Origin of the sequence: Streptococcus pneumoniae (assembly GCA_040719455.1) — a bacterium.
GTDB lineage: Bacteria > Bacillota > Bacilli > Lactobacillales > Streptococcaceae > Streptococcus > Streptococcus pneumoniae_G.
This window is the reverse complement of the sequence record JBFDTN010000001.1, coordinates 1152005-1165309: the sequence shown is the minus strand read 5'-3', so window position 1 is coordinate 1165309 and position 13305 is coordinate 1152005. Positions and strand designations below refer to the sequence as shown.

Below are 13305 nucleotides of genomic sequence, written 5' to 3'. Positions count from 1 at the left end.
AGATTTGTTAAAGCGTTTTCAGATAATGAAGAACTTTAATGAACCATACCATTCTTATTATTTTTATGGAGGAGACTTTTTTATGAGTCAAGGGAAAATTACTACTTCTGCAGCAATGTTAAATGTGTTGAAAACATGGGGCGTAGATACGATCTACGGAATTCCTTCAGGAACATTGAGTTCATTGATGGATGCACTTGCTGAAGATCAAGACATTCGTTTCTTGCAAGTCCGTCATGAAGAAACTGGTGCACTTGCTGCATTGATGCAAGCGAAATTTGGTGGATCTATTGGTGTCTGCGTAGGTTCTGGTGGACCTGGTGCAACTCACTTGATCAATGGTATCTATGATGCAGCTATGGACGCAACTCCATTGCTTGCCATCCTTGGATCACGTCCAGTTAATGAGTTGAACATGGATGCTTTCCAGGAATTGAACCAAAACCCAATGTACAACGGTGTGGCTGTGTATAACAAACGTGTGGCTTACGCTGCTCAATTACCAAAAGTAATCGATGAAGCTTGCCGTGCTGCGATTGCGAAAAAAGGTCCAGCTGTTGTTGAAATCCCTGTAAACTTTGGTTTTGAAGAAATTGATGAGAATTCATACTACGGTTCAGGTACTTACGACCGCACATTTGTAGCTCCAGCTTTGAACGAAGTAGAAATCAACAAAGCTGTTGAAATCTTGAACAACGCAAAACGTCCAGTAATCTATGCTGGTTTTGGTGGTGTTGGTGCTGGTGATGTAGTGACTGAATTGTCTCGTAAAATCAAAGCTCCAATCATTACAACTGGTAAAAACTTTGAAGCATTTGAATGGAACTACGAAGGATTGACTGGTTCAGCTTACCGTGTTGGTTGGAAATCAGCTAACGAAGTGATCTTTGAAGCAGATACAGTTCTTTTCCTTGGATGTAACTTCCCATTCTCAGAAGTGTACAACACATTCAAAAACGTAGAAAAATTCATCCAAGTGGATATCGATCCTTACAAACTTGGTAAACGTCATGCGCTTGATGCATCTATCCTTGGTGATGTGAAAGATGCAGCAGCAGCTATCCTTGAAAAAGTAAACCCAGTTGAGTCAACTCCATGGTGGAGAGCAGTTGTGAAAAACAACCAAAACTGGCGTGATTACATGAACAAGCTTGAAGGTAAAACTGAAGGCGAATTGCAATTGTACCAAGTTTACAATGCAATCAACAAATACGCTGATGAAAATGCGATCTACTCAATCGACGTAGGTAACTCAACACAAACATCTACTCGTCACTTGCACATGACTCCTAAGAACATGTGGCGTACATCTCCATTATTTGCGACAATGGGTATTGCCCTTCCTGGTGGTATCGCTGCTAAGAAAGACAATCCAGATCGCCAAGTATGGAACATCATGGGTGACGGTGCTTTTGGTATGTGCTACCCAGACGTGATTACAAACGTTCAATACAACCTTCCAGTTATCAACGTTGTCTTCTCAAACTCTGAGTATGCTTTCATCAAGAACAAATACGAAGACACAAACAAACACTTGTTTGGTGTAGATTTCACAAACCCTGATTACAAGATGATCGCAGAAGCACAAGGTGCGGTTGGATTTACAGTAGATCGTATCGAAGATATCGACGCTGTGATGAAAGAAGCTGTTGAGTTGAACAAACAAGGTAAGACTGTTGTGATCGATGCTCGCATCACACAACACCGTCCAATCCCAGTAGAAGCTCCAGAACTTCGTTTGGATCCAAAAGCTTACTCTGCTGAAGAAATCGCAGCTTACAAAGAAAAATATGAAGCTGAAGAATTGGTACCATTCCGTCTATTCCTTGAAGAAGAAGGTTTGGAATCACGCAACTACAAATAAGCCCTTGACGAATAATCGTCTCAAACAGGTAGGATGTTCCTACCTGTTTTTGTGTGTTATGATTTGGAAAGTGAAAGTCAAGTATGTGTGACGGTAATCTTTATGTTTTTATTTATACTCTTTAAAAATCAAAATTAGCATTTTTGTTACTTTCTTAAATAGTGCGAACGCAAGCAATCTCCTTCGGAGTTTCATTGCTAAATTTTGAGCCAAAAGTCTCAAAATTTCCGTTATTCGCAACAGCGTAACTGTTGCGAATAATTTCACTACTTTGAAAATAACCTTATATTCATCCATCAAAAGTCACATCTTGTTTGAAATAGTCGCGAAACCGCTATTTTTGAAATTCAATGAGTATTATTCCGTCGTTAACTTGTTTTGCTCCAACAGTCTCACAGACTGTTGGAGGTTGGAAATAAGGATTATGTAATAATCCTCAGCTAATCTAAGTTCTGCCTGCGTCTTGTTTCTTTTTAGTAAATCAAAAGTAAACAAATATAGCTGTGAGATTTGCATATAGAGAATACTAAAAAGCTGAGACAGAGATGCTCAGCTTTTGTGTTAACGCAAGGGAGATTGGGACATTTTAAAATAAGTATGGCGTCTGCCACGGATGGCTAGGCCCAGTGCGAGAATATTTTCAGGAATCGGCATGCGACCGTAACCGCCATCTCCGATATGATGAATGTCAGCTCCGATTCGTTTATTAGAAAGTCCGATGGTACGGATGGTCATTTCATCGGCACTTTCTTGGCTGGTACCGATGGTTGTAATCACCAGTCCACCTAGTTCTTTGACGGCTTTGCTGGCTTGATAGGCGGCTTCTTCTGTCGCAAAGGGAACGGTCGATGGACTGGGGATGAGCACTCCATCTGCCCCTACTTTGATAAAGTCAGTCAGTGTTTGAAGGGAGAAGATGTCCTCAGAAAGTCCTGCACCATGCATTTTCCCAGCAAAAATCAAGCCTTTAAAATAGGTTTTTGAAAGAGCAATAGCTTCTTTAATAGCTGCAAGGGAAACGCCGGTAGACGGATTGCCAGTCAGCATGAGGAAGTCTACTCCGAGATTTTGGGCAGCTTGAAGACTTTCTTTGCTGACTTGTCTGCCTTTGCTGAGTATGACTTTTTCATCAAGGACTTGAGCGGTGCTATCAACAGGCTCAAGGTTAATGCCAACAGGTCTTCCAGTCAAACGTTTGACTTCTGCAATGGGATTTTCACAGGGATGAAAGCCGTTGATAAAAGTGGTAAAGACGTCAAACTCATTGAGAACGATGAGGTCTGCTCCAAAGCTCGCCATGACCTCGGGATTACTCACCCCTTCAAGGAGAGGAGCTGCGGTAACAACGGTTTCTCCTAAAATAGTCCGTCCTTCACTGGTTGAGATAGCTTGCTTGAGTTCGTCTTTTGATAGATTTTGCAAATCGCTGGCATAGCAGCTGAGTAATCGTTTCATGTACACGCCTCCAATTCTATGATTATTATAACATATGTTTTTTGGTTCGTCTATGTGAAATTGTGATGAGAATCCTCTGCAAGCTTTCTATGAAAGGAATGGGAGCGAATTTTCTCTATGAATTGTCTATGATAGGTGTAAAAATCGCTTGACTAATTCTACAAATATTGATATATTATTGGTGGTTATAGTTCTTTTATTATCTGATGGAAGAGGGCATACTTTCTCGGGTAAGTAGCATATTACTTTTATACTAATGATAAAAGACTGTCAAACATCTATAAGAAGCAAGGTAGGAGGTCTTTACAGACAACTGGATGAGTGAAGATTGATGAGAAATAAGAAAGTCGTTAAGTTTTGTTTACTCTTGATTTTCTTATCTTCCATCTATCGTAGCAAGGAAAGCTCAGACGAGAGAGTAAAGATTTCTTTTTTATGCTCCGAAATGTAAGCGCTATCTTATTAGTGTTTTAAGATGGAAAGGAGAGAAAGATTTGTGTCGGTAGGATGAACAGATTTTTAAACATTTGTTCGTTTGCTCATTGTGAATCGTAAAAAAGAAAATATGGGAGGCTTCGTATGAAAAGCATATTTGACCAACAAAGAAAGTATTCCATCCGTAAATTAGCGCTTGGGACTTTTTCTGTGGTTATCGGAAGTGTTGTCTTTGGTGTGAATACAGCACAAGCCGAAACACCTGCTGAACCAGGAGGGGAAGCGCTTGAAGCAAAAGTTTTAGATAAAGAATCAAGTGCAGTCACTCCTTCTACGGAAGAAAAAGGAGAAGCAACAACAGCCACTTCACAAGAAAATACTGCACCAGTAGTGGAGAAAGCAGAAGAAGCTAAGCTCGATGAAAAAGCTTCAACACCAGCTGTTGAGGAAGTCAAAGAGACTAAGGAAGTTGCACCAGTCGAAGATAAAAAAGAAGTAGCCGAAACTCCAGTCTCAAAACCAACAGACCGTGCTAGTGAAGAGCCAGTGAGAAAAACACCGACTCAGCTAGGAGCTATTACAAATGTCACTGTTAATGCTACAAATTCAAATATTTTTGATGTCACTTATGAAACCGGTCAAAAAGGACAAGTTTCTTTCTACGGGGATCATGTCGTTCGTTACCATGTCGTTCCAGGTGAGGATGAATTTTTAGAGGTGGCAACACCATCTCGTGAAGACCGTCCTGCCAATATCTTGGCGAAGAAGATTTCAGATTATACTTCTTCTGTGGCACCAAGTCTTGTCTTTAATAATGGCAACTATGAATTGAGCAATAATGCTATCGCTCTCTTCTTAGACAAGATGAGAAGTACCCTTAAGATCGTTGATAAGGCAACTGGAAAGACAGTGGTGGAAGAAGCCGCTCCGCTTGATTTGCGCTCAAGCTCTGCTACTCAGGTCTTAAAAGCTGGTGAAGATACAGAGTATTTCGGTGGTGGTACGCAAAATGGTCGCTTTACCCATAAGGGGCAAAAAATTGAGATTGCAAACACCAATAACTGGGTGGATAAAGGGGTTGCTTCTCCAAATCCATTCTACTGGACAACAGACGGCTATGGTGTGCTTCGCCATACCTTTAAACCAGGGCAATACGACTTTGAAAAAACAGAATCTGACAAGGTCATCACTAGCCACAAAGACAGCCATTTTGATGCTTTCTACTTTGTTAACAATAAACCAGCTGACATCTTGAGAGATTACTATGAATTGACTGGTAAACCCGTTGTCTTGCCACTCTTTGCGCTTTATGAAGGACACTTGAATGCCTATAACCGTGATACATGGGTGGAAGTTCCAGAAGGAACTTATGGGGCTGTTTATTTTGAAGAAAAAGGAAAATGGTATAAGGAATACCAACCAGGAAAAATTCCAACTTCTTTGGAAAACAATCCGAAATTTAAAGAAACGCTAAATGGTGCGCCGTCAGATGCAAACTATGCCTTTACCGCGCGTGCGGTGCTTGATCGTTATAAGAAACAAGATATGCCGATTGGCTGGATGTTGGTTAATGATGGCTACGGTGCAGGTTATGGACAGGCAGATACCTTAGAGGGCAATATTCAAAACCTGAAAGAATTTAGTGATTATGCTCTTGAACGTGGAATCAAGGCTGGTTTGTGGACTCAATCTGACCTGCATCCAAAAGAAGGGGTACCTCCGCTCTTGCAACGGGACCTTCCAAATGAAGTTGAAAAAGGTCTGGTTCGTGTTCTCAAAACAGATGTTGCTTGGGTAGGACCTGGCTATTCCTTTGGTTTGAACGGTATTGCAGATGCTGCTAAGATTATGACTGAAAAGGGTAACAATGCACGTCCATTCATCATTACGCTTGACGGTTGGGGAGGAACCCAACGCTACGGTGGTATCTGGACAGGAGACCAAACAGGTGGTAACTGGGAGTATATCCGTTTCCACATTCCGACCTATATCGGAACAGGGCTCTCTGGTCAGCCAAATGTCGGCTCTGACATGGATGGTATCTTTGGTGGTTTGAATAAGGTTGTCAATACCCGTGATTACCAATGGAAGACCTTTACTCCACTACAACTAAACATGGATGGTTGGGGAAGCAATCCGAAAACACCATTTGCGCTTGATACGACAACATCAGATATCAACCGTTCTTATCTCAAGATGAAATCTGCACTTGTGCCATATAGTTATAGTATTGGACACGAAGCAGCAGATGGTAAGCCAATGGTTCGGGCCATGTTCCTTGAATTCCCAGAGGAGAAAGTGAACTACTCAAACGTGGTGAAATACCAATTCATGTATGGTGAGAACTTCCTTGTGGCTCCAGTCTACAAAAATGTCCAAGGTGATGAGGCAGGAAACGACGTCAGAAACGGCATCTACCTACCAAAAGGGGCAGAGTGGATTGACTACTTTACTGGTAAAATCTACCAAGGTGGTCGCATGCTCAATAACTTTGAGACTCCGATCTGGAAATTGCCAATTTTTGTGAAAAATGGAGCAATTATCCCAGTCACCAAAGCTCATAACAACCCTACTGAGATTGATCATAGCTTACGTCAAGTAGATTTTTACCCACATGGAAATACAGAGTTTACTTTGGTAGAAGATGATGGTCTCACACAAGACTATCTCAATAATAAGGTGGCAAAAACTCATATCACAAGCTCCTTGTCTGGCACTACTGCAACCTTGACAATGGAAGTAACCAATAATAACTATGAGGGATTTGTCAAAGAAAAAGCTAGTCAATTCAATGTGAATGTATCTAGCAAACCAAGTGCTGTGAAGCTCCTTGTAGACGGTTCTGAGAAAGCGCTTACCGAAGTGCATACTTTGGCAGAATTTGAAGCAGGCAGCAACGTCTACTTCTATGATGCACGTCCAAACCTCAATAAATTCTCAACAGAGGGTGGGGCTTACCATAATCAAGAAATCGTGAAAAATCCTGTTCTTCGTGTCAAATCTGAAAAAATGGATGTGACCATGCATAAGGTTCAGGTTACAGTTGAAGGCTTTGTCATGAATGACAAGGTACCTACGCCTGAGAATGTCATTGAAAAAGCAGCACCAACGCTTAGCAATGTAGAGGACAACAATACACCAACCACTATTCCGCTTACTTGGACTGAAGTTGAAGGTGCAAAGAGCTACGATGTTGAAGTGGACGGTATCCTTTATACGAATTTGAAGGGCACTAGCTTTGTCAATGAAGATTTGGAATACAGCACGACGCATAACTATAAGGTTCGTGCGGTAACAGATGCTGGTGTCACTCCATGGTCAAATACCATTACGACTGCAACCAAAGAAGACCCATTGCGTCTAGCGGTTCGAGGAATTACGGCTACCGGTACTCACCCAGCTCATCCAGGCTATGACTTCAAGAAGTTAGTCGATTTAGATGGTAGCACTATGTACCATTCTAAATGGGGTGAAAACTCTGTCCCTGAAACCTTGACCTTTGATTTGAAAGCGTCCTATGACCTAGATAAAATCGTCTATGTTCCTCGTCAAGATGGTGGAACAAACGGTATGATTACGGATTTGACAGTCACTTACAGTGTGGATGGCGTGCATTGGAAACGTTTGGCAAATCCAGTTCATTGGGCAGTTGATAAGACTTCAAAAACGATTACTCTACCAGAAGATCTTGAAGCACGCTTTGTTCGCTTGAATGTCAGTGCAGGAGTTGGTAACTACGTTTCTGGAACAGACGTTGTCTTCTTCCAAAAAGAAGGCACTCAAAAACGGACGGTCGGAGATGTGACAGGTGATGGTGAGATTGATGAGAATGATATTACCTCATTCACCAACTATGCTGGTCTTCGCAGAGGCATTGACAGTGACTTTGAAGGTTATGTAGAAGTCGCTGACTTAAATAGCAATGATGTCATTGATGCCTATGATATCTACTATGCAACTGGTCGAATTGGTAAAGGAAACTTTAAGCCAGCTAAAAAAGCAAGCGGTCAGTTGACCTGGACTATGGATAAGGAAGCTGTTCATCAAGGAGAAGAACTTACCCTTACCCTAACTGGTCACAATCTTGCAGATGTAGAGGCGATCAACTCTAGTTTCAGAATTGATAAGAGCAAGTATGAAGTAGTGGGTGGTATTACGGTAGATTCTGAATTATCTACCATGACAAACTTCTCAAACGTACGGACACATGGTGATAAGAGTCAAGAAGCCTTTGTGATTCTTACAAATACCAAGACTGCGCCAACTATTTCTGGTACACGTACCTTAGCGACTGTTCGCTTGAAAGCTTTAGTAGATGATACACCAAACTTCACCTTTGAAAATCCAATTTTGGTCGGCAGTAACTTTGTGCCAGTTGCAGCAGAAAGTAACAGTCAGCCAGAAGCAGAAACTCGACGTCAGGTAGAAAACAGCCGCATTACAGTAACTGGAAATGATGAAGTCTACCAAAGTGGTCACGGTGTGGATAAATTGACTGACGGCAATGAAGCTACTTTGACAGAATTGAAGTGGGACTACACTCCAAATCATGTCAATGGAAAATTGCCAGACAATGTAACACTTCCGCAAGACATCACCTTTACTTTTGATGCAAACAGTCCGACTTATCTTGAGTCTATGGAAATCGTCAAGAGAACACCAGGAAATGGTACAGTGACGAAATATAAGATCGCAGCTTATAATGGTGAGAAGAAGGTCTATGAGTCAGAAGAGATGGCTGTTGACTTTGCAGCGCCGACTATCACTCATACCTTTGACAAAGTTCGCTTTGTGGATAAAGTTGTCTTGACAGTCCTTGAAGCACGGACATCTGCCACAGCTGTGAATAACCGAATGATGACGCTAAAAGAAGTCCGCTTCTTTGAAAATACAGGTGCGGTCTCTGCTACGAAGATTGCAAATGCAAATATCGCAGTATCTGGAAATACAGATGTGTATCAAGCAGGTCATGGTGTGGATAAACTAAATGATGGAGATGCCAATTCCTTGACTGAATTGAAGTGGGACTACGCTCCAAACCATGTCAATGGTAAGTTGCCAGATACGGTTACTCTTCCACAAGACATCACCTTTACCGTCAGTCAAGATCGTCCAACTTTCCTTGCAGGTCTCAAGGTCTTGAAACGGACACCAGGAAATGGAACAGTGACCAAGTACCGTGCGACTGTCTATGATGGAGACACTCAAGTTTACCAATCTGCTGTCGTAGAAGTGCCGTTTGAAGATGCAGAATCTAGCTTGGTATTTGGTAATGGCATTGTCAAAGGCGACCGAGTGGTCTTGACTGTTCTTGAAGCAAAACAAAACGCTTCTACGGTGAATAACAAGATGATGACGTTGAAAGAAGTAGAGCTCTATGAACTCTCACCTGAGTATTTGCCATCTTCTTTGACAGAACCTAAGGAAACACCTCAACCAGATGCAACAGAAACACCAGATGAGACAACTGATGGTGTACCAAAAGACATGATTGCTGAAAACTTCAAGGGTGATGAAATTCTTCGTCGTGAAGGCTTGACATTGAATGATGCAAATGGTAAACGTGTTGATTTGACAGAGGAATTACCAAAATTCAAGAATCTTGAAAATAGCACGATTCACCTAGAATTTAAGTCTGATCAAAATCCACCGACCCTCACCAGCCTCTTCTCCATCTCTAGCAGCAGTAAGGCTAATGAGTACTTGACTCTTTATGTACTAAACGGCAAGCCAGGTCTTGAAGCGCGTGGTGCAAACGGAGCACAATTCTATGGTAGCTTTGGTGATGCGACAGAAAGTATCAAACCAGGTGAGTGGAATAGCGTAACCTTGACTGTTAAACAACCAGACGGTGATACACCAGGCAAACTCAGTCTTTATGTAAACGGTATCTTGTCAAAAGAAATCACAAGCACGGATCCGATTAAATTTATCAAGGATCTGCCAGATGGTGATATTGCCCAACTTGGCTTGACCCATCGACATACGCAACGTGTTTGGGGTTCTAATACCGATGTGGATCGCTTGAGTATCTTCAACCGTGCTCTGACTCCAGAAGAAGTGGCGACTCGTTCTAGTCTCTATCTCCGTGAAGATCGTACGTCAACCCTTGCTGAAGGTGCCGTCTTGACAGACAAGGCAGACCTCTATAAGAGTGGTTTGTCAGGTCGTCATAATGCTAGAGGTACCTATGGTTATCGCATTCCAACTCTTCTTGTGACCGATAAGGGAACCTTGATCGCAGGAACGGATGATCGTCGCTTACATACCGCTGACTATGGGGATATCGCGATGGTCGTTAGACGCAGCGAAGACAAGGGTCAAACATGGGGCAAGATTATTACGATTTCAGACTTGAGAAATAACGAAAATGCAAGCAATCGCAACCAAGGTGCTCCGCTTAACATTGACATGGCATTGGTGCAAGATTCTGAAACCAAACGGATTTACTCACTCTTTGATATGTTCCCAGAAGGACGTGCGGTTCTTGGCTTGCCACAAACAAAAGAAGAAGCTTATACAGTGGTGGATGGTAAGACTTACTTGAACTTGTATAAGACAGGGGAAACTACACCTTATACCATTCGTGAAAACGGTGTCGTTTATACACCAGCTGGTGAAGCGACAGATTATCGTGTTGTGGTAGAAGGCAAAGAAGCTGCCTTTAGCGATTTGGGAGATATTTATCTTGGCGAAGAATTGCAAGGAAATGTTTACTTCCAAACAAATAAAACATCTGATTTCCGTGTGGCAAATCATAGCTACATTTGGGAATCTCATAGTGATGATGATGGTAAGACCTGGTCAAGTCCGCGTGATATTACACCGCAGATTAAGAAACCTTGGATGAATTTCTATGGCATCGGCCCAGGTACTGGTATCGTACTTCGTGAAGGAGCGCATAAGGGACGCTTGGTCATTCCGACTTACTCTACGAACTTTACTGGTGGTCTAGGTGGCTCACAATCTTCTCGTGTCATCTACTCAGACGACCACGGTATGACTTGGCAGTCAGGTGAAGCAGTCAATGATGGACGTAACTTCAATGGTACAACGCTTGATTCAAGCACCATGAATGTCGCAGCTGCACAAAATACAGAAGCGACAGTTGTTCAGTTGAACAATGGTGATTTGAAACTATTCATGCGTAATCTCACTCGTGGTGTGCAGGTCGCAACCAGCCACGACGGTGGTGAAACTTGGGAGCCAGAAGTTGAACGCATGGAAGATGTCCATGATTCTTATGTTCAATTAGCCGCTATTCATACTATGCATGAAGGCAAAGAATACGTTGTCTTGACTAATGCCAACGGTGCTGGAAACAGCAGAACTCAGGGTACCGCTCGTTTGGCGCGTGTAGAAGAAGACGGTAGTCTCACTTGGCTTCATCATAATCTCATCCAAGATGGTAAGTTTGCCTATAACTCACTTCAAGAAATTGGACCAAATGAATATGGTGTCTTGTATGAACACGCTGAGGGCAGAGAAAATGAATACACTATCAGCTTTAAGAAATTCAACTGGAACTTCTTGACAGACGGATGGGATACACATGAGAAAGATGTCTACATTGAAAAGATTACGAAGGTCAATGAAACTGTTGTAGCTCTTACTTTCAACGAGCCAGTCTTGGCAAGAAAATCTCCAGACTTGCTTCTTGAAAACGGACATCGTGCAACCTTTGTCACTCAATACAATCCAACGACATTGATCTATGCTTTGTCAGATGCAGGAGATTGGAATAGTGCGATTGACTCGAAAGTATCAGGAGAATTGGTCAATGTTAATAATGACCCAATTCGCTTGAAGACACCATTGATGAGACATCACAGTGTGGGCGATAGTGAGGTGCCAATTGTTGACAAGCCAATGCTAACAGTTCCAGAAACGCCAACTGAACCTGAGAAACATCATTCTTTAGGCAATGAGTCAGCCCCAACGGTAGAAGTGAAACCAAGTCTTGACCTACACCACAGTGTAGGCAATGAATCAGCACCGACAGTAGAAGTGAAACCAAGTCTTGATCTACACCATAGTGTAGGCAATGAGTCAGCACCGACAGTAGAAGTGAAACCAAGCCTTGAGCTACACCATAGTGTAGGCAATGAGTCAGCACCGACAGTAGAAGTGAAACCAAGCCTTGACTTACACCACAGTGTAGGCAATGAATCAGCCCCAACAGTTGAAAAACCAAGTCTTGACTTACACCACAGTGTAGGCAATGAATCAGCACCAACAGTAGCAGTTAAACCAAGCCTTGAGTTACACCATAGTGTAGGTAATGAATCAGCCCCAACAGTTTCCAAACCAAGTCTCGAATTACACCATAGTGTGGGCGCCGAGCCAGCACCAACGGTTGAAAAACCAATTCTTGAATTGCATCACAGTGTGGGCGCTGAGCCAGCTCCAACAGTTGAAAAACCAACGCTAGAGTTGCACCATAGTGTGGGAAGCGAGCCAGCTCCAACAGTTGAAAAACCAACGCTAGAGTTGCACCATAGTGTAGGAGATGAACCAGCCCCAACAGTAGCCAAACCAAGCTTAGAGTTGCACCATAGTGTGGGCGATATGCCAGCGCCAACAGTAGCCAAACCAAGCTTAGAGTTGCACCATAGTGTGGGTGATATGCCAGCGCCAACGGTTGCTAAACCAATTCTTGAATTGCACCACAGCGTAGGCGACGTTCCAGCGCCAACAGTTTCCAAACCAATACTTGAATTGCATCACAGCGTAGGTGACGAACCAGCTCCAACAGTTGAAAAACCAATTCTTGAATTGCATCACAGCGTAGGCGCCGAGCCAGCTCCAACAGTTGAAAAACCAACGTTAGAGTTGCACCATAGTGTGGGCGCTGAGCCAGCGCCAACAGTTGCTAAATCAAGCTTAGAAACACCAGAAACTCCAAGCATGGAGGACAAGATGATGGGCTTAGTTCACGAAGGCACGCAAATAAAAGTTTTAGGTATGGTGTCTAGCTTGAATGGCGCAACTAAGCTGAAAGTTCGTCCGATGACACCTGCTGGCTCAGAGAATCAAGCTTATGATTTGTATGATATTTCCCTTTACAATGATAAAGATGAAGAAGTACACATTAAGGGTGAAGTGATTGTGGTTATTCCGAGCAAGGGCAAGGTGGATAAAGTCTATTATGTACTAAATAATATGACAGAAAGCTTGCCGTTCACGCAAAATTCGGATATGAGCGAAGTCATGTTTAAAGTGACTCACTTTAGCCAGTACGCGCTTGTCTATGCCAAGGATAAACCAGCTGTTTCAAGTGTTGCGTTTGCTTCAACTTCAACCAAGAAAGCCAGTGTTCAATTACTAGCCAATGGTCAAAAAGACATGAAGATGTCTGATAAGACTACGCTTGATGAAGCAATGGCAGATGATAAGGCAATGCAAGATAAGGGTATGAAGACTGAGAAGATGTTGCCAAATACAGGCATCAAAGACTCAACTCTAGCCTTAGCAGGATTAGCTCTTGCAGCCATGGGCGCAACAGCCGTTGTTCGTAAGAAGAATGAAGGTTAAGATTGCTTTGCTAAGTA

3 protein-coding genes are annotated in these 13305 nt (G+C 42.6%); 2 read left to right on the top strand and 1 reads right to left on the bottom strand.

Annotation, left to right across the window (positions count from 1 at the left end):
* The first annotated feature begins 82 nt into the window (after nt 1-82).
* Entirely contained in the window at nt 83-1864 is a 1782-nt protein-coding gene (spxB, locus tag AB1I63_05545; GenBank protein ID MEW4354348.1) for a pyruvate oxidase, read from the top strand.
* Nucleotides 1865-2425: 561 nt separating this feature from the next.
* On the opposite strand, the gene AB1I63_05540 is transcribed toward spxB, so the two are convergent.
* On the bottom strand, nt 2426-3319 hold the full coding sequence (locus AB1I63_05540) for a haloacid dehalogenase-like hydrolase (protein ID MEW4354347.1): 894 nt from the start codon (nt 3317-3319) through the stop codon (nt 2426-2428).
* A gap of 579 nt (nt 3320-3898) precedes the next feature.
* On the opposite strand from AB1I63_05540, the gene AB1I63_05535 reads away from it, so the two are divergent.
* Nucleotides 3899-13288 (top strand): sialidase domain-containing protein, encoded by a 9390-nt coding sequence (locus AB1I63_05535; GenBank protein ID MEW4354346.1) that lies wholly within the window; start codon nt 3899-3901, stop codon nt 13286-13288.
* Nucleotides 13289-13305: the final 17 nt, after the last annotated feature.

Bases quoted from the DNA above. Each gene is read 5' to 3' on its own strand.
- spxB (MEW4354348.1), top strand. From the start codon at position 83: ATGAGTCAAGGGAAAATTACTACTTCTGCAGCAATGTTAAATGTGTTG.
- AB1I63_05540 (MEW4354347.1), bottom strand. From the start codon at position 3,319: ATGAAACGATTACTCAGCTGCTATGCCAGCGATTTGCAAAATCTATCA.
- AB1I63_05535 (MEW4354346.1), top strand. From the start codon at position 3,899: ATGAAAAGCATATTTGACCAACAAAGAAAGTATTCCATCCGTAAATTA.